Origin of the sequence: Sphaerisporangium sp. NPDC088356, assembly GCF_040685555.1 — a bacterium.
Classification (GTDB): Bacteria; Actinomycetota; Actinomycetes; order Streptosporangiales; family Streptosporangiaceae; genus Sphaerisporangium.
In genome coordinates, this window is sequence record NZ_JBFBIK010000012.1 from 72,409 (window position 1) to 96,100 (window position 23,692).

Here is a 23,692-nt window from a genome sequence, read left to right on the forward strand (position 1 = left end):
GCGGGGGAACGGGTCCAGACTTCTCCAATTCAGCTCGACTCATATCCAGGCTGGTGGACTCATGCCTTGTCCTGTTCACGCGCCGGGCCGTCGAGGTAGCGGAACGCCTCGTGGGCGGATCTCACGCTGTCCTTCAAAGCCTGTTCGAGGCGATCGGCGTCCGCGGCGAGTGTCGCCATCTCGGGCACGGCCAGGCTGTCGGACCCGGCTTCCGCCAGCAGTTCCTCGTACCGGGGCAGCCTTTCGCGCAACGCCTCGATCTGGTCGCGAGCCTGGTAGGCGCGCTCGGCCTGCGCGATGTGCCGGGAGTACCGCTCCAGCGCCTCGACCCGGGCGGTCACCGCGGCCTCGCTCGCCGCCAGCGCCCGCTCCAGCGGGCTGACGACCGCCGACACCTCCTGAGAAACGTTCACACCGACGATCTCGGCGTGTTCGGAACGCAACGCGGACAACTTGGCCAGCAGGCGCGCGATCTCCCACTCGTGGGCGGGAAGGATCACCGCGTTGCCGATGTCGTCCATCAGCCCTTCCTGATTCACCCGTGACCGCAGGACCGAATCGATCGCCACCCTGGAACGGGCGAGGAGTTCCCTGCTCGCGGGGTCGAAATCCTCGGGAAGGAGATAACGGCCTTCGTACCGGCGAGCCTGTCCGTATACGATGCGCTCCGGTGTTTCGTCCTCCTCATGCGCGCTCGACCCGCCGCCCATGAGCAGATAGGCCACCAGCACGAGCCCCATGAGAAGCGCGAACACCGCAGTGCCGATGACGCGGCTGAACAGCATGAGCACGATGGCGAATGAGGCCGTGCCCGCGCTGATGACACGAATGGAACGCGAAAATCTCGGATCACCGAAGTCGGCCTGGTGCTCGGGGGTCCAACCAGCGCGGATGCGGGAAAGAAGCCGCTCGTTACCGCGCAACAAGTTCGCGACATCCCACGGCACATCAGGATCCACAATCGTGCCGATCCGTCGTTCTCCGGGCGGGCCACCACGGGTTACGACCACGAGTCCCCCTCCTCGGCCTGTCGTGATCATACGCCTTACTGTTCCCCCGGATCAGGTCGCACACGAGCTTGGAAGCCGACGTCATGAAAAGGCACTGGAAAAGATCACCCTCCGCCGATCGGATTCACGTCGTGGAACAAGAAAATATCCGGCTCCACGGCCTCGCCTCCACCCGGCGCCGCCGCGAGAACTCCGAACCTTTGCCCACACTTCTGATCTCCGGTACGGCCCTGCTTGACGGCCCGCCCAAAGGATGATGAAATCCCACGTCAGCGTCGCGGTGTACCCGGCATACAGACCGCCGAGGGCATGGAGGCGCCGAATCATGGGACCACCATGGAACACTCTGGCCGCCTCGCGGCATTCGGCAATCAGTTGATCGAAGTGCACCTCTGGCTTCGCGAGGAGCTTGCCCGGCTCCGTGAGAACGTCGATTCCCACCTCGACGGCCGTGGTGAGCGGCCGCGCGACCTCAGAGCCCATTGCCTGACATTCTGCTCGGCGCTGAGCCGGCATCACACCGGAGAAGACGACGGTGGATTCCCCGTCCTGGCGGAGCGGTTCCCCGAACTGCGGCCCGTGCTCGACGAGCTGGAACGGGACCACCGCCTGGTGACCGACGCCCTGCTGAAGCTGGAGCGACTGCTCGGCGGCCTCGCGCCGAATCCGGGCCCGGCCGAGGCGCGGCACGTGCGAGCCCAACTGGACGGCCTGGCCGCCCTTCTGGAGTCGCACTTCGTCTACGAGGAGAAGCGCATCGTCGCGGCCCTCAACTGGCTGAACGAGCCAAACTGGGACACGTCAAGCCCTGCCTTCCTCCTGACCACCACCCCCGGCCAGGCAGGCACGTACCCGACATGAATCGAGCCGGCCGCGGCGGCACCGACAGCCTTGCCCCTTCCACGATGGCAGGGCATAGAAACAACGCGGCGGTCTACCTGACCGGCCCGGTGGAAGATCTCGGATTGGAGTAGTTCGAGGCCACCGTCGCGGTCAACGTGCGGGGTCCGTTCGTCGCGTCGAACCGGCCGCGCGGCGACCGTCAGGAGCAGATGGGCAGGGCCGGGTTCTCGGCGCTGCGTACGGCGGGCAGCCAGGCGTGGCCACCGGGCACGTCATCGAGCCGGACACGGAACCAACGCGTCGCGCCCACCCCGCGCTCGTCCTCGACCCGGTCGCCGTCGAAGAGCACACAGTCGCCGTACAGGACGTCGTCATGCCATACGCGGTGGGCGACCACGTTCGTGGCGTCGTACCTCCGCCGAGGGTCGCGGGCCAGGCCCAGGCTGCAGGCGGGGAACCGGTCCTTACGGGTCTGGCAGTCGCCCTCGATGTTGAACACCCGGATCGCCACGGTCGTGGCGGCACCCCGCCGCGCCTCGCCGCTCGCCGGCGACTCCGGCGACTCCGGTCCGCGCACCGTCGCCCACAGGGCGGCGACGGCCACCCCGGCCGCCGCGACGGCGGCCACCACGATCCAGCGGACATAAGAACGGGTTTTTGAAACGCCCCCCACCGTTGATTCGCCGGGCCCGGTGTCTTCCTGCGTTTCGATATCGGGCCCGGATTCGGGTATTCGCCCTCGGGAGGCGTCGGCCAGCACCCATAACCGGTGCAGCTCCCGCAGTTGTTCTCCGGTCGCGCCGCAGGCCCCCGCGAAGGCGCGAACCGTGTCGTAGTCGGCCGGGATTTTCGACCCCGAGCAGTAACGGTGCAGGCTGGAACGGCTGGTATTGGTGCGCCTGGCCAGCATCTCGAAGCTGGCCCCCGAACGGTCCTTGAGCATCTGGAGCAGGGCGGCGAACTGTTCGACTTCCCTGATCTGCGTCATCGTGTCCTTTCGGCCGGCGGCGGGCATCCCACCCGTGTCCCACCCATGCGGCGAATACGCAGCTCACCAGGGGTGGGACATCCCAGTATCCCATCCCGGGGACTTCGCTTGCCGCCTGTCGAGAACCGATGCGAACCTGTTTGCTGACAGCGAGACCGGCACCGGGTCAAGGGCGCTCGCCTTCGCCGGCTCTCCGCGATCCCGCGTATCCCGGCGGGTCCATGCCCTGTCTCGTTCGCCATTCTCGAAATTCGTGTCCATTCAAAAGACCTATCCTGGGAGCAGCATGTCTGGAATTCTCGCGACCAATAACCGGCGTCGAATCGCCACGTTCCTCGGAGCGCTGGCCGTTACCGCGGCCACCTCGGTCACCGCCACGACCCCGGCCAACGCCGCCACCTGGCTGTCGGACCCGGGTTCGTGCACCAACGTCCAGACGGGAACGCAGCGGGACGTCAACGGCTACACCGTGCAGGTGCGCTACGGCACCTGTGGGGGCGTCCAGTACGGCTGGGGCCGCGTGCTCAACGGCCCTTCCGATCGGTACGTCGTCATGGAGGTCGACACCAACGGTGACCGCCGCTGGGACGGCAAGGACGAACGGCTGATCGGCACCCGCAACTACACCAGCGGGTACGCGACGGCTTCCGGCTCGACCCGGGCGTTCCGCGCCTGCGTCATCAAGGACCCCACCTGGGACTGCGACGCCGGCTCCCCCACCGGCTGGTGGTAGCCCCGGACGGCGGCACGACGGCCGGCTGAAGAACCGCCGGCCCGCCGGATGACCCGGCCGTGAACGGGGGCCGAACCCGCCCTGCCTCCTGCTTCCGCCACCGAGGCCCGAACCGCCGGAGCGAGGTGCCGCCGCAGGTGCGGGACCGCCACACGGCCGAATCGGCCCGGGACGTCCGCGTCCCGGGCCGATGGTCGGCTCAGGAGAACAGCCCGAGCGCCTGTTCCGAGGTGAGGCGACCGGCCGTCGCCAGGTCCATGTTGGCCAGCGACATCTCGTGCGCCTCGTCGGTCGCGGCGGTGACGCAGTCGCTCACCGGGTGCACGGTGAAGCCGAGATCGGTACCGTGCCTGGCGGTCTGCTCGACCGTGAGGTTGGTGGCGACCCCGGTCACGAACAGCGTGCCGATCCCGCGCCCGGCCAGCCACCGGGGCAGGTCGTTCCCGGCCAGGCCGGACAGCTTCTGGTTGTCGACGACCCGGTCGACCTCGGCCAGAGCCCGCATCTCCGGGATCAACTGCGCCCCCGGGGCGTCCGGACGGAAGGCCTCCTGCGCATCGCCGACCGCGTTCATGAAGCCCGTGTTCCGGACCAGGCCACCCCCACCCACCGGCACGGTGAACCGGGTGAAGACCAGCGGCACTCCTACGGCGCGCATGGATTCATGGAATCGCACGGCACGCTCCACGACGCCGCTGCGCGCGACCGGCTCGCCGAGCATCGCGCCGAAGAATCCCTCGGGCTTGATGACGTTCACCTGCCAGTGCAGAGCCAGAACGGCCGCAGTGCGCGGGTCGTAGGTCATAGTCATGATTTTGCCGTACTTCTTCCCCGCACCATGCCTCCTGACCGCAGGTTGCCAAGACGACGATGAGGCGGCTGTCTTCCTGCCACCGGCGGGAGATGCGCCGGTTGTGTTCGCTGAGAAAGATGTCGGTTCCCGGGGTCAACATAACGCGGCTACTCGGCATCTAAGTGAACATGGAGCTGAGAATCTCTGTCCCGGTCCTGGTCTCGGTGACCGCGATCGTCGCCGCCACGATGGCCGTGACCTCAACACCCGCTCTCGCCGCGACCACGTCGAGCCCGGCCTTCGGTGAAATGTCCGCCGCCGCCGTCGGCCTGCCCGCCACTGCCGCGGCGGCTGGCACTACCAGCGGAGAGGCACCCGTGTGCGTCCGCGTCAGGGGCGCGGCGGCGTGCGTGGGAGCGGACGAGAGCGACCGGCCGGGGATCTCGATCGAGGACACGGAGTCCGACAAGCTCCATGCCACGGTCGAGTACTACATGAACGGCTACCTGGGCACGACATATGTCATCCACAACTTGGCAGGCGAGGGGGAGGTCCGGGGAAACCGCGAAATCGGCAAGACCGTAACGTTCAGAGCCGCGATATACCGGGGAAATCACCCGATCAAGGTCAGCCGGTGGAAGACGGTTCGCAGCGCTACCAAGTACCCCGTCAAACGAGAAACGCGTGTCACGCCGTCCACCGCGCGGGCACGGTCCGAGGTCTGCACCTCGACCAAGGGTGCCGCCATCACGTGCTTCGCCGAGAAGAACACGTTCGTCTTCGCGTGTGACACCGGCGCCGACAGACGTCAGGCCCGTGCGGAATACTTCGTGGGAGGCGATCCGACGGCGCGTTTCGAGATCCACCAACTGGCCGGGGTCAACACCTGCGGCAAGGCCGAACACGGCGATCTCGCCATAAGCAAGTACCGCGCCTCGGTGTTCGACAACAACCACCGTGTGGCCACCAGGTTGTACAAGTACAACTAGGTCAGGCCGCGAAGCCGGCCTGCCACGCGCGCAGGCCGGCGAACATGACGCGGGAGTCCAATCCAGGAGCTGATCTCCTCCCCACGTTCAGCCGGCCGTGGCCACGAAGGGGATCAGGTGAGCGCCTGGATCAGCTCCAGGTGGGTGAAGGTGACCATGGCGGTACGGGAGTTGGCATCCTTCAGGAACGTGTTGAAAAGCGGATCGGAGAAGTTCGTGCCGGCAGTCATGTCCTTGACCGGGTTCGAGCCGGGGGCGTTGATCCGGTGCCGGGCGTACCAGGGATCGATGGTGTAGCACTCGGCGCCCCAAGAGTCGACGTCATTGGCCGCTCCCATCCGGTTGACCACGATGAAGGCGTGGCCGCCCTGGTCTCCCTCATACTTGAACAGCTCGACGACCGAGCCGTTGTCGAGCAGGTTGTTGTTGACAGCCAGATGGCCGAGGACCGCACAGGCGAACATCGTGCAGACGCCGCTAGGGAAATTCTTGATCGACTCGGCGCCACGCTTGAGGTAGTCGATCTTCAGTTTGCCGCGGAGCCGCTCGAAGACAGGGCTGGTCAGATCGGTCCACTCCAGGTCTTTGTCGAGCAGACCGGCCTGCTTGGCGAGGCCGGAGTAGGTGATCTTCTCGCCACGGCCGGCGTTCGCGAACGTCTTGGCGTCCGGGATGACCTCCGGCACCATCGGGGACCAGCCGGGGTTGGCGCTGAAGACGTTGGTCGGTCCCTCCGCGAGCGTGTGGAACGGGTTCCAGACCCGGGCGCTGCTCAGGGCGGTGTTCTGTAAGGACTGGTTGATAGCGGTCATCGCGGTGATCTTTGACATACGCTTCTCCTCGTATCGGACGCGCGCATAATCTCACGTCATGAATGCTCCTTCTATCGCATTCACCCGGCAGATTTGGCCATGCGGGCGCCGAGCCGTTTCCAGGTGTGGACGAGCGCCTTTCGCCGACCGGCGATTGGAGAAGGAGACATGGCCACACTGAAGGACATCGTCCAAAAATTCAAGCCATCGACCGCAAATCCTGTTAAGGCATGCAGACAGCGACTCTGCTCTCTTCCCGACAGGATGGACAAATGTAGTAAATAGGATAAAGCCCTGCGGGAGGGGAAAGGGTACATCCCTTCGCTGGAGTCGGAGCGCGACATTCCAGGCGCGTCAGCCGCCCGCACCCGAACCTTGCCCGCCGCCACACGACCTCCGGCACACCTGCGTCACGGAGCACCATCGGTGCGTGTCCGGCATCAGAGCGGGGGCCCACCTGCCGGCTTTGTCGCTGCCTGACAAACGGAGTACCCTCGCCGCGGCTGGTCCGAACGGACCCCCGAGGCCACGAGCCGCTACGCGACCAAGATCACACCAGCCGCACGTCGCACCACCCCGACGGGCGCGTTTGTGTGATCCCCACAACTCCGGCCGCAAAGCACGCTTAGTCCCCGCCATTCCGGTATCCGAAGGCAGCCGAGAGTATGGACCCCCGTTGGGGCGGGGACGGCCGCCGTGTTCACCGCCTTCGAAAGGCCCGCTCAGTGTTCAGTCGTGTCGCCATCGTCAACCGCGGTGAAGCCGCCATGCGGCTCATCCACGCCGTTCGGGACCTAGCCGCAGAGCTGGGGACACGGATCGAGACCGTCGCCCTGTACACGGACTCCGACCGGACGGCCACGTTCGTCCGCGAGGCGGACATCGCGTACGACCTTGGGCTCGCCGCGAACCGGCCCTATCTGGACCACGCGGTCCTCAGGAAAGCCCTGGTCGAGACCGGTGCGGACGCGGCCTGGGTCGGCTGGGGCTTCGTGGCGGAGGACCCGGCGTTCGCCGAGCTGTGCGCCGAGATCGGCGTGACGTTCGTCGGCCCGAGCGCCGAGGCGATGCGCAAGCTGGGCGACAAGATCGGCTCGAAGCTGATCGCCGAAGAGGTCGGTGTGCCCGTCGCGCCGTGGAGCCGCGGTCCGGTGGAGACGCTGGACGACGCCAAGGCGGCGGCGGACCGGATCGGCTACCCGTTGATGCTGAAGGCGACCGCCGGCGGCGGTGGTCGTGGTATCCGGATGGTCTCCAACGCCGACGAGCTGACCCAGGCCTACGAGCTGACGCGCCAGGAAGCCGTGCGCGCGTTCGGCAGTGGCGTCGTGTTCCTGGAGCGCCTGGTGACGGGCGCCCGGCACGTCGAGGTGCAGGTCATCGCGGACGGGCGGGGCACGGCGTGGGCGCTGGGCGTACGCGACTGCTCCGTGCAGCGGCGCAACCAGAAGATCATCGAAGAGTCCGCATCCCCGGTCCTCGACGCCAAGCAGGTCGCCGAGCTGAAGGCCTCGGCTGAGCGGCTCGTGCTCGCGGTGGACTACCAGGGCGCGGGCACCGTCGAGTTCCTCTACCACCCCGGTGAGCGGCTGTTCGCGTTCCTCGAGGTCAACACGCGCCTGCAGGTCGAGCACCCGATCACCGAGATCACCACCGGCGTCGACCTGGTGAAGGCCCAGTTGCACGTCGCGGCGGGCGGCAAGCTCGAGGGTGAAGCGCCCGAGGAGTGGGGTCACGCCGTTGAGGCGCGCCTCAACGCCGAGGACCCCGACCGCGACTTCGCACCCTCACCCGGCCGGATCGCGCGGCTGGCGCTGCCCAGCGGCCCCGGCATCCGGGTGGACACCGGGTTCAGCGAGGGCGACGTGATCCCCGCCGACTTCGACTCCATGATCGCCAAGATCATCGCGCACGGCCGTGACCGCCCGGAGGCGCTGGCCCGCCTGCGCCGCGCCATGACACAGACGACCGTCATCATCGAGGGCGGCGTGACGAACAAGGGCTTCGTCCGCATGCTGCTCGACGAGCCCGCGGTGGTCGACGGGTCCGCCGACACCGGCTGGATCGACCGCGTGCGCGCCGAGGGCGCCCTGGTGTCGCACCAGCACTCGGCGATCGCGCTGATCGCCGCCGCCATCGAGGCCTACGAGGACGAGGAGGCCGTGACGCGGCAGCGCTTCCTGTCCACCGCGCACGGCGGCCGCCCACAGTCGCAGCACGAGAGCGGCCGCGCGCTGGAGCTCAAGCTCCGCGACGTCGACTACCGCGTCCAGGTCGCCCGCACCGGCGGCCACCGGTTCCGCGTCGGCATCTCGGCGAGCGGCCCCGAGCACGCGGCCGACGTCGACATCGAGCGCTTCGACGAGCACAGCCGCCAGATCACCGTCAACGGCGTCCGCTTCAAGGTCGTCGCGAGCACTCACGGCCCGACCCACCTGGTCGAGGTCAACGGCATCACCCACCGGATCAGCCGCGACGAGGGCGGCATCGTGCGCTCGCCCGTGCCCGCGCTCGTGGTCGCCACGCCGCTGCAGGTGGGCGACGAGATCGAGGCCGGTGCGCCGCTGCTCGTGGTCGAGAGCATGAAGATGGAGACCGTGCTGCGCGCGCCGTTCCACGGCCGCGTGCGGGAACTCGCGGTGTCGATCGGCAGCCAGGTGGAGGCTGGCACCCGCCTGCTCCGCCTGGAGCCGCTGGGTGACGGAGACGAGGCGGCCGGCCCCGGGGCCGCGGCGAAGGAAGTCGAGCTGGACCTGCCGCCCGAGCCGGTGGACGTGCCCGCGGCCGAGCGGGCCGCGCGTGGTCTGCAGGACCTGCGCAGCCTCCTGCTGGGCTTCGACATCGACTCGCAGAACGAGAAGCGCCTGCTGGCCGACTACCTGGCCGCGCGCGCCGAGCTTGTCGCGGAGGGCAGACACGAGCTGGCCGGTGAGGTCGAGTTGCTGCGCCTGTTCGCCGACCTGAGCGAACTGAGCCGCAACCGGCCCGCCGGCGAGGAGTCGAAGTCCGGCTCCGCGGTGCACAGCCCCCGCGAGTACTTCCACACGTACCTGCGGTTCCTCGACCCGGACCGGTCCGGGCTGTCGGAGAGCTTCCAGCAGCGGCTCACACACGTGCTCTCCCACTACGGCGTCGAAGGCCTTGACCGCACGCCGGAGCTGGAGTACGCGGTCTTCCGGATCTTCCTGGCCCAGCAGCGCGCGTCCGCCGACGTCGCCGTGGTGACGACCCTGCTGCGCCAGTGGGTGAACGAGGCCCCGCCCGCCGAGGCGGACCGCGTCACCGTCGGCCTGGCGCTGGAGCACCTGGTCGCCGCCACCCAGGTCCGGTTCCCGGCCGTCGCGGACCTGGCGCGCGGCGTCGTGTTCGTCTGGTTCGCCCAGCCGCTGCTGCGCCGCAACCGCGCCAAGGTCTACACGGCCGTACGCAAGCACCTTCGCCACCTCGACCAGCACCCGGACGCGCCCGACCGCGCCGAGCGGATCTCCGCGATGGTCGCCAGCGCCGAGCCGCTCGTCCGGCTGGTCGGCCAGCGGATCGGCCGCGAAGGCGCCAGCCCCGTGCCGCTGCTGGAGGTGCTGAGCCGCCGCTACTACGGCAACCGCGCGCTCAGCGACATCCGGGTGAGCAAGGTGGCGGGCTGCACGTTCGTCGTCGCCGACCACCGCACCGCGACCGGCGACGGCCGCGTCGTGGCCACCGCCGTCGACTTCCCGGCGCTGGCCGAGGCGGTCAAGGCGGTCGACGAGTTCGCCGGTGACGGCGAGCTGGTGGCGGACGTGTACCTGACCTGGCCGGACGGTCCGAGCGACCCCGACGAGATGGCCACGCGCCTGCGCGAGGTCCTGGTCGCGCAGCAGCCGTCGAACCGGATCGGCCGCATCACCACGACCATCGCGGGCAACAGCGGCGCCGTGATGCACCCCCACTTCACCTTCCAGCCGTCCGCGCACGGCTTCGTGGAGGTACGGCTGCTGCGCGGTCTGCACCCGCGCATCGCCGAGCGTATGCAGCTGGAGCGGTTGCGCGACTTCGACCTCACCCGGCTGCCCTCGCCCGACGAGGAGGTCTACCTCTTCCGGGCCGCGGCACGACAGAACCCGTCCGACGAGCGCCTCGTCGCCCTGGGGCAGGTCCGCGACCTGACCCCGTTGCGCGACGACGAGGGCAGGCTCGTCGCGCTGCCCGCGGCGGAGGACATCCTGGCCACGTGCCTCGACGCGATCCGCCGGGCCAAGAAGCCCGGCGCGAAGACGTCCGCCACGAACCGGATCGTCATCTACGTGTGGCCGCCGACCGACCTCTCGCCGGACGACCTGAACACCGTGGCGAAGCGCGTGTTGCCGACGACGGCGGGCGCGGGCCTGGAGGAGGTGCTGTTCCTCGGCAGGCGCCGCGACAGCGCCACCGGCGAGCTCGTCGACATCGCCGTCCGGATCGGCTACGACGTGGGCTCCGGCGTGCGGCTGTCCGTCGTGCCGCCGCCGACCGAGCCCATCGAGCCGTTGGACGACTACCGCCAGGAAGTGCTGCGCGCGCACAGCCGCGGCACCCACCACCCGTACGAGCTGACCGGCATGCTCGCCGGGCCGTTCGGCTCGTTCACCGAGTACGACCTGGACGAGCACTCGAAGCTGGTGCCGGTGAACCGGCCCAAGGGGCGCAACACCGCCGCGCTCGTCGCGGGCGTCGTCAGCACGCCCACGCCGCGCCACCCGGAGGGCATGACCCGCGTCGTGCTGCTGGGCGACCCGACGAAGGCGCTGGGCGCGCTGTCCGAGCCCGAGTGCGCGCGGGTGATCGCCGCGCTCGACCTGGCCGAGCGGATGCGGGTGCCGCTGGAGTGGTTCGCGCTCTCCTCGGGCGCCCGGATCTCGATGTCGTCCGGCACCGAGAACATGGACTGGGTGGCGGCGGCGCTGAAGCGGATCGTGAACTTCACCCAGGACGGCGGCGAGATCAACATCGTGGTCGCGGGCATCAACGTCGGCGCCCAGCCGTACTGGAACGCCGAGGCCACGATGCTCATGCACACCAAGGGAATCCTGGTGATGACGCCGGACTCCGCGATGGTGCTGACGGGCAAGCAGTCGCTCGACTTCTCCGGCGGTGTGTCGGCCGAGGACAACCACGGCATCGGCGGGTACGACCGGATCATGGGCCCGAACGGCCAGGCGCAGTACTGGGCACCGGACATCCGCGGTGCGCGGGAAGTCCTGATGTCGCACTACGACCACAGCTACGTCGCGCCGGGAGAGAGCCGGCCACGCAAGACGGTCACCAGCGACCCAGTGGACCGCGACGTGTCGACGTTCCCGCACGCCGTGCCGGACAGCGACTTCACGACAGTGGGCCAGATCTTCTCCGTCGAGTCCAACCCGGACCGCAAGAAGCCGTTCGACATCCGCACGGTCATGCGCGCGCTGTCAGATCAGGACCACCCGGTGCTGGAGCGGTGGGCGGGCATGGCCGACGCGGACACCGCCGCGGTCCAGGACGTCCACCTCGGTGGTCGGCCGGTGTGCCTGCTGGGCATCGAGTCCCGGTCCGTCCCGCGTCGCGGATTCCCTCCCACCGACGGCCCGGACACCTACACCGCGGGCACCTTGTTCCCGCAGTCGTCCAAGAAGGCCGCTCGGGCCATCAACGCCGCCAGCGGGAACCGTCCGCTGGTCGTGCTGGCCAACCTGTCCGGGTTCGACGGGTCGCCCGAGTCGATGCGCAAGCTGCAGCTGGAGTACGGCGCGGAGATCGGCCGCGCGGTGGTGAACTTCAAGGGCCCCATCGTGTTCTGCGTGATCTCGCGGTACCACGGCGGCGCCTTCGTGGTGTTCTCCAAGGCGCTCAACCCCAACATGACCGTGCTCGCGGTCGAGGGCTCGTTCGCCTCGGTGCTCGGCGGTGCTCCGGCCGCCGCGGTGGTCTTCGCCCGCGATGTCGACAAGCGGACCGGCAACGACCCCCGCGTGCTCGCGCTCGCCGCCCGCGTCGCGGAGGCGCCGGCTGCCACGCGGGCCGCGTTGGCCGCCGAGATGGCCGAGCTGCGGTCGTCCGTACGGGCCGAGAAGCTCACCGAGGTGGCCACCGAGTTCGACCGGGTGCACAGCATCCAGCGGGCGGTCGGCGTCGGCTCGGTCGACGCGATCATCAGCTGCGCCGAGCTGCGGCCGCGGATCATCGAGGCGGTCGAGAAGGGCCTCGCCCGACAGTTGTGACCTGGTCCTGGAACCGGATGCCCGCGCCTTTCGGTTCGGGCATCCGGTTTCCCCCCGATGCGGAGATTTCCCCCACGGCTGGACTACCAGGACGACGTGATGAGCTCGTCGGTGACCCACTGTGCGACGTTGGCGGGGTAGGGCGCTGGTAGTCCGAGGACGATGTGCTGGAAGCCGGCGTCGATCGCTTCGCCGATCGCGTCCCGGGTGATGCTGGGCTGGTCGTAGGAGATCGGCAGGTGGATCGAGCGGGTGACGGAGGCGGGGTCGCGACCGATCTCGGCGCAGTAGCGGTCCAGCAGTGCGCTGCGGCTGATGGCGTCGTCGATGTCGCCGCCGGGGATGTTCCACAGGTCGGCGTGCTCGGCGACCACGCGGAGCACGGGGGCCGAGCGTCCGCCGATAAGGATCGGCGGGTGGGGGCGCTGGATGGGTTTGGGGTTGCAGAACGCTCCGGTGAGGTGGACGTAGGTGCCATGGAAGTCGAACGGCTCGGCCTCGGTCCACAGCCGCCGGATGATCGTGCACGCCTCGGTGAGGCTCCCCACGGCGTGGGCGGAGTCGTGGAAGGGCAGGCCGTGGGCTTCGTACTCGCGCCGGGCCAGAGGGTGGCCGGGTCGTGAGCCCGCGCCGATACCGAAGTCGAGCCGTCCGCCGGAGACGATGTCGACGGTCGCGGCGATCTTGGCCAGCATTGCGGGCGGTCGGAAGCGGTTGCTGGTCACGAGCAGGCCGAGGCGCAGTCGTTGGGTCTGTGCGGCGAGGGCCGAGAGCAGTGTCCAGCCTTCGTGAGTCGGTCCGCTCGGGTCGCCGCCGATCGGCATGAGGTGATCGAACAGCCACGCATGCTCGATCTCCGGGATTGTGTCCGCCTCGCGCCAGACCCGCAGGACGTCGTGGTAGTCGACCTGTGATGGTGCGGTCATGATTCCGAAACGAGGCCGGGGTGTTCGCGGCATGGAGCGGTTGGTCCTTTCTACACGGTGACACGCTCAGGTTCAGCAGCGGACAGGGAGTTGAGTTTCGAAGGCCTGCCCTTGCGACGCGTCAGGGCGATGCGCAAGCTACTGTCCGCCTGCCGCCGCGTGACTGACGTGACTGACGTGACGAGCGATCAGCGACGTCGCCGCGCAGCGTCAAGCAGGGCGGGCGGCGTGTCGTGCTTCTCGTGTGCGGCGAGGTCGACGCCGGGAGGGACGATCGCGTCGATCGCGTCGAGTACGTCGGCGGAGAGCACGGTGTCTGCGGCGGCGAGCTGGGAGTGCAGGTGGTCCATGGTGCGGGGGCCGATGATCGCGCTGGTCACGGCGGGGTGCGCGGTGACGAATCCGAGCGCGAGCTGGATCATCGTCAGACCGGCCTGGTCGGCGAGTTTGGCCAGCTGCTCGACGGCGTCGAGCCTGGCCCGGTTGGCGGGGATGGCGGTGTCGAAGCGTTGCGGCATGAGTGTCGAGCGGCTGGTGGTGATTTCCTGGCCCTCGCGGATGGCGCCCGACAGCCAGCCCGAGGCCAACGGGCTCCACACCAGCACGCCGAGCCCGTACTGCTCGGTCACAGGCAGCACGTGGGTCTCGATCCCGCGCTGCAGGATCGAGTAGCTGGGCTGTTCGGTGACATAACGGCTCAGGTGATTCTGCCGGGCGGCCCACTCGGCCTGCACGATGCGGTACGCCGGGAACGTCGAGGAGCCGAAGTAGCGAATCTTTCCCGCGCGCTGCAGGTCGGTCAGAGCCGACAGCGTCTCCTCGTCGCTGGTGCTCGGGTCCCACCGGTGGATCTGGTAGAGATCGACATGGTCGACACCGAGACGGCGCAGGCTGTTGTCCAACTCGGTGACCAACCAGCGGCGCGAACCGCCCCGATGGTTGCGCTCGTCGCCCATGGGCATGCTCGCCTTCGTGGCCAGCACGATGTCGTCGCGGCGGCCGGCGATGGCCTTGCCGACCATCTCCTCCGACTCACCCTGGCTGTACATATCGGCGGTGTCGATGAGGTTGATCCCCCCCTCCAGGGCGGTGTCGACCATGGCGGTGACCTCGTCCTGGGTGGTGCGTCCCAAACCGCCGAAGTTCATCGCGCCGAGCACGAGGGTGCTGACCTGCACACCGGTGTAGCCCAAGGTGCGGTACTGCATGACTGTTCCCCCTTGGAGAGGTGAAGCGAGTTTGCGATTCGTGGCTTGGATTCGGCTCGCCTGATCTGGCATCCTGAACAAGCGGAGCCTTGTTCCGCTAATCACCATACGGAACACAGTTCCGTTTGCCAAGTGGGACGACGGAGGTAGCGGCGCAGTGGTCGACATCGGCAGCGGATCAGGGTCGTCAGCCCCGCGGAAGCGGGCCGACGCCCGGCGTAACGAGAAGACGCTGCTGGACGCGGCTGCTGCGGCTTTTGTCACTTCCGGCGTCGACGTGCCCGTGCGCGACATCGCGGCCAAGGCCGGCGTTGGCGTTGGCACGTTCTATCGCCACTTCCCGACGCGAGCCGATCTGATCGTCGCCGTCTACCGGCACCAGGTCGAGGCATGCGCTGAGGCCGGTCCGACACTGCTGGCCAACAGCAGCACACCGCACGCCGCCCTGGCACAGTGGATCAACCTCTTCGTCGACTTCTTGGTCACCAAGCACGGCCTCGCCGAGGCGCTGCAATCCAACGCTGCCGCCTTCGAGACTCTGCACGCCTATTTCCTCGACCGCCTCGTCCCCGTGTGCGCCCAGCTGCTCGACGCTGCCGCCGCGGCGGGCGAGATTCTCCCCGACATGGATGCCTACGAACTGCTGCGTGGCGTCGGCAATCTCTGTATCGGCGCCGGCAACAACCCCCGCTACGACGCACGTCGCATGGTCGAACTCGTCATCGCAGGCCTGCGCCTCCACTAGATGATTGATTCCAAGGGCTGAGGTTCGCTGATCGCCTGCACAATGAACATCGTTCGATGTGTCGGGGGGGCGCCGACTACCGCCCTGAGATAGTTCGAGACCACTCGGTCGCCGAATACTGGAGCTGCTCGCCGACGGAGAACAGGCCGCCGGCGCCGTCAGCGAGGTCATCCGGGCAGAGTTCGCCATCTCACCACCTGCGGTATCGCAACACCTGCGAGTGCTACGGGAGTCGGGTTTCGTCACCGTCCGCCCGGACGGCACGCGCCACATCTAGCGACCCACAGTCACCGGAACCAGTCGAAACTGTGACTTGCATTTCTAAGTTAGAATGTTAAGTTAGCAGGGTGGAACGAAATCTAAGCTTCAACCTGCATGTGCTCACCGCCCGCCTGGACCGGGCGGCCGACCGGATCCTGCGGGCGGAACACAACGTGTCCTACAGCCGCTTCCTGGCGCTGACCCTGGTAGGGGAGCTGGGCGCCTCGACGCAACGGGCCCTTGCCGACTCCCTCGGTGTGACCGAGCCGTCGGTGAGCCGCATGACCGGCATCCTCGCCGCCGAGGGACTTCTCGACGTCCAGCCCGACCCGGCCGGGGGGCACCGCCGACAGCTGAGCCTCACGAACAAGGGCAAGCAACTGGTGGCCTCGGTCCAGCAGGGCCTCGAAGCACGGTTGGCCGCACTCGTCGCACACAGCGGCGTTCCGTACGCCGAGTACACCGAGCACACCGCGCAACTGCTGACCACATTCGACCGCCTGGAACGGGAGAGAACCAAGTGAATCGGAGCATCCAGACCTCGCCGGCACACCAGCGCACCGTCTCCTCAGCCGACGGTACGCCGATCTGCTATCAGACGATGGGCGCCGGGCCGGGTCTCATTGTGCTCGGCGGCGCGCTGCGCACCTCGGAGGACTACCTGCCGCTGGCCTCCGCGCTGGCCCGCTCCTTCACGGTGCACGTGGTCGACCGGCGAGGACGCGGCGCCAGCGGCCCTCAGGGACCCCAGTACGCCTTGGGGAAGGAAGTAGAAGACCTCCTCGCCGTCCAGGCGGAGACCGGAGCGCGGTTGGCGTTCGGTCACAGCTACGGCGGACTCGTCACCCTTGAGACCGCACGGTCGTTCGAGGTGTTCGACCGCATCGCGGTCTACGAGCCCGGAGTGCCCGTCGCCCCCGTCCCCACCGGCTGGATGTCCCCTTACCGGAAACGGCTGGCCGCGGACGATCCCTACGGCGCGTTCGTTCACTTCATCCGAGGCTCGGGCGGCGCGCCGGCCTTTGTGACCAAGATGCCGTACTGGTATCTGCGCATGGCGATGCGTGTCGGCTTCCGCGGGCCGAGCTGGCAGCGGATGCGGCCCCTTCTGCAGGCCAATCTGGCCGAGCACGAGCAGATCGCAGCCCAGCAGGGCAGGCTCGCCGAGTTCGCGGCCGTCACCGCTCCGGTGCTGCTCCTTTGCGGGAGCCGCACCGCGCGCGCCAGCAGAGCCGAGTTCGACACCCTCCGCGACACCCTTCCCAACGCCACCCTCGAAACCTTGGACGGCCTCAACCATTTCGGGCCATCGGAACGGAAAGCAGCCTCGGTTGTGGGCGAGAGGGCTCTTGCGTTCTTCCTGTGATGGTTCGGCCAAGCAGTCTCGTGATCGTTCCGGAATCGGTGTCGCCCCCGACGACACCCCCCGTAGTCCGTCGCACCACACTCAACCTGTCCGCCGTATCAAAGCGGCCCGGCCCGGGCCTGGAAAAACCGCCGGCAGACGCTCCCACAAGAGACCGTGGTCAGACGGTGGTGTACGGCTGCCGCCGTACGCTCGGTGGATGCTGGGCCGTCGGCGGTCAAGGGCCGAGAGCTGCCAGGTCGACGTGTCGAAGGCGTTCGGGATCGGCGATCATCTCGATTATGGCGATCTTGTCGTGTTTGAAAGTGAGGCCGAGTGCCCCGATGAGGCGTCCTTGCGGGACGATCGCAAGACCCACGGCCCCGTTCACCAGCGCGGGCTGTACGAACCGTGCAGCCCGCGAGAAGGCGAGCGCGTGGGCACCCACAGCCCGCGCACCTCGCATCAGCCCTGCTGCGCCAGGAGAGAGTTCGGCGCTGCCGACTCGGAGAAGGACATCGGGGTCGAGTACGGCGAGGAGCCCGTCGAAGTCACCTTCACGCAGCGCGGTGAGGAAGGCCTGGACGACCTGTCGTTGGCGGGTGACATCAACCTGCCGGGGTGGGCTCGCGCCTTGGACCCGTCTGCGGGCGCGGCTGGCGAGCTGACGGGCAGCGGCCGGGGACCGTTCAAGGATGGCGGCGATCTCGTCGAAGGGCACGGCGAAGATGTCGTGTAGGACGAAGGCGAGCCTCTCGGCGGGGGCGAGGTTATCGAGCACGACCATCAGCGCGGGACCGACCGAGTCGGCCAGCAGGGCTTCGGCTTCGGGATCGTTGACGTCGTGGCCTCCGGCAGAGGGCTCGGCCGTGGTGTCGCTGATGGGCTCCTCACGGCGACTCCGGCGGGTGCGCAGCATCTTGAGGCACTCCCGGGCGACGACGGTCGTCAGCCACCCGGCGAGGTTATCCACGTCGGCGGTGTTGGCGCCGCTGAGACGCAGCCATGAGTTCTGCACCGCGTCGTCTGCTTCTGCGTGCGAGCCCAGCATCCGGTAGGCGACCGCCCGCAGATGGGACCGCTGCTCCTCGAAGCGCGCCGCCAGCCAGTCGGCCTCGTCCATCGGTCACATCCTTCCGCCCCGGGGGTTCATAGCGATGAACCGGCACCCCCCTCGGATGTGACAAGGAGCATCCCATGACACCGATTTCGGGACCCGCGCGTTTGCGATTGACGGGCTACTGGCTGGCCACCGCAGCGGTGGCGTCCGAACTGGCAGTCGGCGGCATCTGGGATATCGCGCGGCTTCCATACGTCCGCGACCTGGTGACGCACCTGGGCTATCCGCCCTACTTCCTAGTGCTGCTGGGGACCTGGAAGGTGCTGGGTGCGATCGCCCTGTTCGCCCCGCGTCGCGCGTTAGTCAAGGAATGGGCCTATGCGGGCGCCTTCTACACCTACACCGGGGCTATCGTCTCCCACCTGACCACTGGGTACGACCTCGGCGAGGTGTGGTTGCTGGTCATCCTGACCGTACTGACCGCGCTGTCCTGGGCGCTAAGGCCTTCCAGCCGCCGCATGCACTACCTCACCGTGCAGTAATGGCCGGCCTCCAGGGCCCGATGCAAGGTGGAGCGTCCGGTTACTTCGCCGGCCTCCGCCCCGCTGAAGCGCTGGGCCTCCGTGTGCAGGACTGCCCCCTTCCGGAGTCTGGTTGGGGCCGTCCGGTCCCGATTCCGCCGGAGCTGGTGGCCATCCTCCGCGAGCACATCCTCAGCCGGGGTCGCCGCAGGGCGCCGACGCACCCCTTCAAGCCGGGCGGCGCGCATCAGCCGGCCACCCGCTTGCGCCCAGGCACAGTTCCCGCCATCGCTGGCGCGCCCTTTGCGGCACCGCCGTTCATGGCCCGCCGTCGATCGCCCACCATCGGACCAACGACCGTTGCTGTCACCGGAGACCAAAAACGTTCCGTCCGAATCGGAGCGAGGCGTTTGGGCTGTTCGATGGTGGTGGTCAGGGGCGGGGTCGAATCGCCGACCTTCCGCTTTTCAGTCCTTGATGTGGCTGCGCGCACGCCCTGCGGGCGTGAAAATCGGGGGTGGTTGCCCGCCGACGTCGATTCCGCCTGGTGCCTGGTCGAGGCCGGTTTTCAGTCTGACGCCGGGAGCCGCCTCAGGGGCCCTGGATTGTCGCTTCGAGCACGAGAGCCCGGCTCTTGATTCCCCTACCGGCTCCCCGCGCAACCACCTACCTGTCCGCCACGGGAGAAGACGAGGACGAAAGGTGCAGGAGACCAACGAACCACTAGAGCTGGTCGAGCGGGTCGCCGCGATCGACATCGGCAAGAGCGGCCTGGTGGTGTGCGTACGCGTGCCCCACGACGACAAGCCGGGGCGGCGCTGTCAGGAGGTACGCGAATACACCACCCTGACCGCCTCCCTACTCTCCCTGGCTGACTGGCTGCGCTGCCAGAGCGTCACCCTGGTGGCCAGGGAAGCGACCTCGGATTACTGGAAGCCGGTCGTGCGCCACGATGCGCTGTTTGACCGTGCGGAGGTGAAAGGACTCCGCCGTCGGGCCGTCGCAGCGGTCTGATCGAAGCTGGGGGCAGCCCGACTCCGGACGCGCGGGGGAGGGTGGAAAGCAGCCCCGACAACGACGGGGCGGGTCGGCACTGCCAGACGGCCCGGGTCCGGCAAGCGAGGTGGGAAGGCGTACGAATGCAGGAACCAGTGGTCGAACCCCCTCAAGTCCAGAACCGGCTCCAACCTGGTGGATACGGGCCGGTAGGCAGTGCACGTCCAGTCGCGGTGCGACCGGACGACTCCGTAGCCGGCGAACCGGGTCGGCGAGGAGGCCACGAAGAATGTCTGCGGCGTACTCGTGGCGAGGCTGCAGGGGAAAAGCTGGGCGCCTCCCCCATCGAACGGTCATCAGTGAACGTGGGAAGCATCCTGCGGCCGTCCGTCTTATCGGCCCGCCAGGCTGGGAGCGGACAGGCGCGTGGTCGGCTGGTGGCCGCGGGATGCGGCGGAGCCCTCGTAGTAGTCGGAGGCCGGGAAAGCCGGTCAAGGGGCGAAGGAGGGCAGCGAGTTCGCGGCAACGCGACTGGAAGGTCAGGAGGTCGCGGGTGAATACCAGCTTCTCCAGTGAGGCCAACCGCCGCTACCTGCGGGCAACCGGGGGAAGCTGCGCCTCGACACCGCGACGGCCGAGGAGAACCTCGACGGCAAGTACCTGCTGCGCTGCAGCGACCCACACCTGCCCGCCGAGGACATCGCCCTGGGCCGCGCACCAGCTGGGAATGGCACTCGGGCTGGGTGTTCTGGTCGCCGTCTCGGCGCACACCGGGGCCCTCGACGGCGCGGCCGCGGTCATCGCGCACGTGAGTGCCGCGCTCACCGGCTCGTCGGTCCTGCTGACGACGGCGTTCTTCGTCGTCGTGCTCATCATCGTCCCGACCAGGCGGCCCCCGTCGACCGTGCCCGTTTCTCCCTCTTGCCAGCTCACGACCAAAGGTGCCTAGCGGTGACATGCGCTCGATGCGCGTGATCGGTCTCGCCTCAGGGACGGACGGCGCCCAGCAGGCGGCCGCGCCAGTAGTCGTCGAGTGCGACGACCTTGACCACGTCGCCCGTGCGGGGAGCATGGACCATCTTGCCGCCGCCGGCGTACATGCCCATGTGGCCCAGGCCCTTGCTGAACAACAGGTCGCCCGGCTGCAGGGCGTCCAGCGAGACGCGGCGGCTCGCGCCCCACGCCCACTGCGTGTAGGTGGTGCGCGGCAGGGTCACCCCCGCGTTGGCCCAGGCCGACTGGGTGAGGCCGGAGCAGTCATAGGAGCCGGGTCCGGTCGCACCCCACCGGTAGGGCTTGCCGATCTGGGCAAGGCGAACTGCAGGGCCAGGCGCGCTGTGTCGCTGGCCAGGCCCTACGTGCTCAGAAGGAATGTCGCCCTACACGCCCGCCGGAGTCAAAGTGTCGGTGGCCTGCCGTACGGTGCCGTCCATGCGGCGCGCGCTGCGTCGAGCACCGGACGGAAGGTGTACGGAGGGACTGTTCCATGGGCCGTTCGGTATAGCGCTGGTCGACGACACGGTGTCCTGTGAGAGACCTAGGAAGAGATAGAGGGTAGAGATGACTGCACTTCCGGCCACCGGCGGAACCCTGGACGTTCCTGGTGCCCAGCTGTACTACGAGCTCCGCGGCGAGGGGCCCCTGCTCGTGCTGGTGGGCTCGCCAATGGACGCCGGGCCGTTCGCGCCGCTGGCCGACCTGCTCGCCGCCGATTACACCGTGCTCACCACCGACCCGCGAGGCGTGGGCCGCAGCCCCATCGAGGACCCCGATCAGGTCGCCACTCCGGAACTGCGCGCCGCAGACCTGTCCCGCCTCATCACCGAAGTGGATGCCGGCCCGGCGGGGTTGCTGGGATCCAGCGGCGGCGCGGTGACGGCGCTCGCCCTGGCTCAGTCGTACCCCGGGCAGGCGCACACCGTCATCGCGCACGAACCCCCGCTGTATGAGGTGCTGGAGGATCGCAAGGAACTGATCGCCAGATCTGAGGACATGGTCGCCACGTATCGCGGCGGTGACTCGATAGGAGCCTTCCGGATCTTTATGGAGATCGCCGGGATGGCCATGCCCGAGGAGATGTTCCAGCAGATGTTCGCCGAACGCGGCGAGAAGGAGGCCGAGGAGGATCGGCGGTTCTTCCTGTACACCCAGGGCCCCACAACCCAGTGGGTCCCCGATCTGGACGCGCTGCGCGCGGGCAGCACCCGCCTGGTGATCGGTATCGGAGAGCAGTCAGCCGGTCAGCTCTGCGACCGGACCTCCAGGGCGCTGGCCGCGTCCCTGGGCATCGAACCTGCCCTGTTCCCCGGCGATCACGGTGGCTTCATGGGTGACCCCGCCGCCTTCGCCGACCGGCTGCGGGCAGTCCTGGCCGGCCGATGAGAAAGCCCGTCGCGGTGTTGTTCCTAGAAGGGGCCGCATAGCGGTTGGGCCGATGATCGGACCGACCTGACGACGGCGCGATCGAAGCGAGAAACCCAGGCAGGGAAAAGCATCCCTGACCTGGGTTTATGAGGAGCTACGGCGCTGGCCGATCCGGAGTGCTCGTCCGCGCGAACGGCGAGCCGTGGTGACAGATTCCGCGTTCACCTCAAGCCGACGTTCGGCGACAAGCCACTGAGTGACCTCAAGGACCCGCACGTCCGGCGGTGGCGCAAGAACCTGCTCGACGCTGGAGTGAGCGCGGTCACCGTGGCCAAGGCGTACCGGCTTCTCAAGGCCGTACTCACCACGGCTGTGGACGACCAGCTCATCCGGCGCAACCCGTGCCGGATCAAGGGCGCCGGACAGGAGAAGTCGGCGGAACGGCCGGTGCTCACCGTCGCACAGGTCTACCAGCTCGCCGACACGATCGAACCGCGATACCCCTCTCTGTCAGACTCTCGTGAGACCTGGGGACGAAGTAGTCTTCTGTAACTCAAGCAGGGCGAGAACAGGATCTTTCGGACAGTGACTTTGACCGTGGCCGACCTTCGCAGGGATCTCACCAATGATGGTGAGGTGGGCAAGGGTGACAAACCTCGATCGGATCGGCCGAAGCGGCGCTCGTTCACGCCGGAATACAAGCTGGCGATGGTCGAGGCCTACGACTTGGCCACCGAATCGGGAGCCAAGGGCGCGCTGCTGCGCCGGGAGGGGTTGTATCACTCGCACATCATCGAGTGGCGCAAGGCTCGCGACGCGGGGCGTTGAACGCGCTGGCGGCCAAGCCCTGCGGCCCGAGCACGCGCAAGAGCGAGGCGGAGAAGGAGAACGAGCGGCTGCGAGCCCGGGCGGAGAAGGCCGAATGGGAGCTGGCCAAGACCAAGGCCGCGCTGGAGATCATGGGAAAAGCGCACGCGCTCTTGGAACTGCTCTCCGAGAGCGCGGACAACGACGCGCCGCCCAGGAAGTGATCGACGAGGCATTCGCCGCGCTGGAGCCGGTCGTTGGCTTGACCGCGGCGTGCGCCCTGGCGGGTAAGTCGCGGGCCACAGTGCATCGCCACCGTCACCCCCGGCCGGGGGTGCTCGGCCCGCGCCCCGCGCCGGCGCCGCACCCGGCGGCGCTGAGCGAGGATGAGCGGGCGCAGGTGCTGGCCGTCTTGCGCTCGCCGCGGTTCGTCGACAAGGCGCCCGCGCAGGTGTGGGCCACCTTGCTGGACGAGGGCCTCTATCTGTGCTCGATCTCCACCATGTACCGGTTGCTGCGCGGGTGCGGTGAGGTGCGCGAGCGTCGCCGGCAGGCGACTCATGCGGCCCGGGTGCGGCCCGAGTTGGTCGCCCGCGCTCCGTCCCAGGTGTTCACCTGGGACATCACCAAACTGAAGGGACCGGTCAAGGGTGTCTACCACGACCTCTACGTCATGATCGACATCTATTCGCGCTACGTCGTGCACTGGGAGGTCCACGCCCGTGAGAACGCGGAATTGGCCGAGCGGTTCATCGCTGCGGCCGTCCGCGCCAACGGCGGTCAGGCGCCTGCACACGTGCACGCAGACCGGGGTCCCTCGATGACTTCCAAGCCGGTCGCCGCCCTGCCGGCCGATCTGAACATCACGCAAAGCCACAGCCGGCCGCGGGTGTCCAATGACAATCCGTACTCCGAGGCGCAGTTTCGGACGCTGAAGTACTGCCCGGCCTTCCCCGAGCGCTTCGGCTCCCTTGCTCACGCCCGCGCCTTCTGCACCGAGTTCTTCGCCTACTACAACCACGAGCATCGTTCTCTGGGGTCCGTCGAGCTGTTGCATGACGTTGCGTAGAAGCGTT

At 68.2% G+C, this 23,692-nt stretch carries 23 protein-coding genes and 1 pseudogene; 16 read left to right on the forward strand and 8 right to left on the reverse strand.

The annotated features are described in order from the left end of the window. Positions 1 to 59: 59 nt before the first annotated feature. Entirely contained in the window at positions 60 to 1,040 is a 981-nt protein-coding gene (locus AB0O34_RS07535) for a hypothetical protein (RefSeq protein WP_363913709.1), read from the reverse strand. Positions 1,041 to 1,319: 279 nt separating this feature from the next. Between AB0O34_RS07535 and AB0O34_RS07540 the strand changes: the two genes are divergently transcribed. Next, positions 1,320 to 1,871, forward strand: a complete 552-nt coding sequence (locus tag AB0O34_RS07540; protein ID WP_363913711.1) for a hemerythrin domain-containing protein — start codon at positions 1,320 to 1,322, stop codon at positions 1,869 to 1,871. Between the two features lie 181 nt (positions 1,872 to 2,052). On the opposite strand, the gene AB0O34_RS07545 is transcribed toward AB0O34_RS07540, so the two are convergent. Then, positions 2,053 to 2,841: a helix-turn-helix transcriptional regulator gene (locus AB0O34_RS07545; RefSeq protein WP_363913713.1), complete on the reverse strand. Its 789-nt coding sequence runs from the start codon at positions 2,839 to 2,841 to the stop codon at positions 2,053 to 2,055. Between the two features lie 286 nt (positions 2,842 to 3,127). Between AB0O34_RS07545 and AB0O34_RS07550 the strand changes: the two genes are divergently transcribed. Further along, positions 3,128 to 3,574 (forward strand): hypothetical protein, encoded by a 447-nt coding sequence (locus AB0O34_RS07550; protein WP_363913715.1) that lies wholly within the window; start codon positions 3,128 to 3,130, stop codon positions 3,572 to 3,574. Positions 3,575 to 3,773: 199 nt separating this feature from the next. On the opposite strand, the gene AB0O34_RS07555 is transcribed toward AB0O34_RS07550, so the two are convergent. Next, complete coding sequence (locus AB0O34_RS07555; protein ID WP_363913753.1) at positions 3,774 to 4,379, reverse strand: cysteine hydrolase; 606 nt, start codon at positions 4,377 to 4,379, stop codon at positions 3,774 to 3,776. Positions 4,380 to 4,555: 176 nt separating this feature from the next. On the opposite strand from AB0O34_RS07555, the gene AB0O34_RS07560 reads away from it, so the two are divergent. Next, a complete protein-coding gene (locus AB0O34_RS07560) occupies positions 4,556 to 5,356 on the forward strand; it encodes a hypothetical protein (protein WP_363913717.1) in 801 nt (266 codons plus the stop codon). Between the two features lie 113 nt (positions 5,357 to 5,469). Here the strand turns inward: AB0O34_RS07560 and AB0O34_RS07565 are convergent, their stop codons facing one another. Next, complete coding sequence (locus AB0O34_RS07565; RefSeq protein ID WP_363913719.1) at positions 5,470 to 6,186, reverse strand: hypothetical protein; 717 nt, start codon at positions 6,184 to 6,186, stop codon at positions 5,470 to 5,472. 707 nt (positions 6,187 to 6,893) lie between these two features. Here AB0O34_RS07565 and AB0O34_RS07570 point away from each other — a divergent pair. After that, a complete protein-coding gene (locus AB0O34_RS07570; RefSeq protein WP_363913721.1) occupies positions 6,894 to 12,383 on the forward strand; it encodes a carboxyl transferase domain-containing protein in 5,490 nt (1,829 codons plus the stop codon). An 83-nt stretch (positions 12,384 to 12,466) separates the two neighbouring features. Here AB0O34_RS07570 and AB0O34_RS07575 read toward each other — a convergent pair whose 3' ends face one another. Continuing rightward, positions 12,467 to 13,309: an LLM class flavin-dependent oxidoreductase gene (locus AB0O34_RS07575; RefSeq protein ID WP_363913723.1), complete on the reverse strand. Its 843-nt coding sequence runs from the start codon at positions 13,307 to 13,309 to the stop codon at positions 12,467 to 12,469. A 188-nt stretch (positions 13,310 to 13,497) separates the two neighbouring features. After that, positions 13,498 to 14,517 (reverse strand): aldo/keto reductase, encoded by a 1,020-nt coding sequence (locus tag AB0O34_RS07580; RefSeq protein ID WP_363913725.1) that lies wholly within the window; start codon positions 14,515 to 14,517, stop codon positions 13,498 to 13,500. A gap of 157 nt (positions 14,518 to 14,674) precedes the next feature. Between AB0O34_RS07580 and AB0O34_RS07585 the strand changes: the two genes are divergently transcribed. The 4 genes and pseudogenes from AB0O34_RS07585 (at position 14,675) to AB0O34_RS07600 (ending at position 16,889) form a co-directional block, all read left to right on the forward strand. Further along, on the forward strand, positions 14,675 to 15,262 hold the full coding sequence (locus AB0O34_RS07585) for a TetR/AcrR family transcriptional regulator (RefSeq protein ID WP_363913727.1): 588 nt from the start codon (positions 14,675 to 14,677) through the stop codon (positions 15,260 to 15,262). Between the two features lie 112 nt (positions 15,263 to 15,374). Continuing rightward, positions 15,375 to 15,539, forward strand: a pseudogene (locus tag AB0O34_RS07590) (helix-turn-helix domain-containing protein); the annotation flags it as partial. A gap of 70 nt (positions 15,540 to 15,609) precedes the next feature. Next, positions 15,610 to 16,047 carry a MarR family transcriptional regulator gene (locus AB0O34_RS07595; protein WP_363913729.1) on the forward strand — a complete coding sequence of 146 codons (438 nt, stop codon included), beginning with the start codon at positions 15,610 to 15,612 and terminating at the stop codon, positions 16,045 to 16,047. Beyond that, a complete protein-coding gene (locus AB0O34_RS07600) occupies positions 16,044 to 16,889 on the forward strand; it encodes an alpha/beta hydrolase (protein WP_363913731.1) in 846 nt (281 codons plus the stop codon). Before AB0O34_RS07595 ends, AB0O34_RS07600 begins: the two co-directional genes overlap by 4 nt. A 217-nt stretch (positions 16,890 to 17,106) precedes the next feature. Here AB0O34_RS07600 and AB0O34_RS07605 read toward each other — a convergent pair whose 3' ends face one another. Beyond that, the gene (locus AB0O34_RS07605) at positions 17,107 to 17,991 is read right to left on the reverse strand and encodes a sigma-70 family RNA polymerase sigma factor (RefSeq protein WP_363913733.1); all 885 of its coding nucleotides are present in this window, start codon (positions 17,989 to 17,991) and stop codon (positions 17,107 to 17,109) included. Between the two features lie 74 nt (positions 17,992 to 18,065). Between AB0O34_RS07605 and AB0O34_RS07610 the strand changes: the two genes are divergently transcribed. The 3 genes from AB0O34_RS07610 to AB0O34_RS07620 all read left to right on the forward strand — a co-directional run bounded on the left by AB0O34_RS07610 (position 18,066) and on the right by AB0O34_RS07620 (position 20,394). Beyond that, positions 18,066 to 18,470 (forward strand): DoxX family protein, encoded by a 405-nt coding sequence (locus AB0O34_RS07610; RefSeq protein ID WP_363913735.1) that lies wholly within the window; start codon positions 18,066 to 18,068, stop codon positions 18,468 to 18,470. Positions 18,471 to 19,151: 681 nt separating this feature from the next. Further along, positions 19,152 to 19,463 (forward strand): hypothetical protein, encoded by a 312-nt coding sequence (locus tag AB0O34_RS07615; RefSeq protein ID WP_363913737.1) that lies wholly within the window; start codon positions 19,152 to 19,154, stop codon positions 19,461 to 19,463. Positions 19,464 to 20,172: 709 nt separating this feature from the next. Continuing rightward, positions 20,173 to 20,394: a hypothetical protein gene (locus tag AB0O34_RS07620; protein WP_363913739.1), complete on the forward strand. Its 222-nt coding sequence runs from the start codon at positions 20,173 to 20,175 to the stop codon at positions 20,392 to 20,394. 37 nt (positions 20,395 to 20,431) lie between these two features. Here AB0O34_RS07620 and AB0O34_RS07625 read toward each other — a convergent pair whose 3' ends face one another. After that, on the reverse strand, positions 20,432 to 20,818 hold the full coding sequence (locus AB0O34_RS07625; RefSeq protein ID WP_363913755.1) for a C40 family peptidase: 387 nt from the start codon (positions 20,816 to 20,818) through the stop codon (positions 20,432 to 20,434). Positions 20,819 to 21,005: 187 nt separating this feature from the next. Between AB0O34_RS07625 and AB0O34_RS07630 the strand changes: the two genes are divergently transcribed. The 5 genes from AB0O34_RS07630 (at position 21,006) to AB0O34_RS07650 (ending at position 23,685) form a co-directional block, all read left to right on the forward strand. Then, positions 21,006 to 21,827, forward strand: a complete 822-nt coding sequence (locus tag AB0O34_RS07630; protein WP_363913741.1) for an alpha/beta hydrolase — start codon at positions 21,006 to 21,008, stop codon at positions 21,825 to 21,827. A gap of 294 nt (positions 21,828 to 22,121) precedes the next feature. Beyond that, positions 22,122 to 22,361 carry a hypothetical protein gene (locus AB0O34_RS07635; RefSeq protein ID WP_363913743.1) on the forward strand — a complete coding sequence of 80 codons (240 nt, stop codon included), beginning with the start codon at positions 22,122 to 22,124 and terminating at the stop codon, positions 22,359 to 22,361. Between the two features lie 33 nt (positions 22,362 to 22,394). Further along, positions 22,395 to 22,637 carry a hypothetical protein gene (locus AB0O34_RS07640; RefSeq protein ID WP_363913745.1) on the forward strand — a complete coding sequence of 81 codons (243 nt, stop codon included), beginning with the start codon at positions 22,395 to 22,397 and terminating at the stop codon, positions 22,635 to 22,637. After that, positions 22,634 to 22,840, forward strand: a complete 207-nt coding sequence (locus AB0O34_RS07645) for a hypothetical protein (RefSeq protein WP_363913747.1) — start codon at positions 22,634 to 22,636, stop codon at positions 22,838 to 22,840. Before AB0O34_RS07640 ends, AB0O34_RS07645 begins: the two co-directional genes overlap by 4 nt. Then, the gene (locus AB0O34_RS07650) at positions 22,837 to 23,685 is read left to right on the forward strand and encodes a DDE-type integrase/transposase/recombinase (RefSeq protein ID WP_363913749.1); all 849 of its coding nucleotides are present in this window, start codon (positions 22,837 to 22,839) and stop codon (positions 23,683 to 23,685) included. Before AB0O34_RS07645 ends, AB0O34_RS07650 begins: the two co-directional genes overlap by 4 nt. Positions 23,686 to 23,692: the final 7 nt, after the last annotated feature.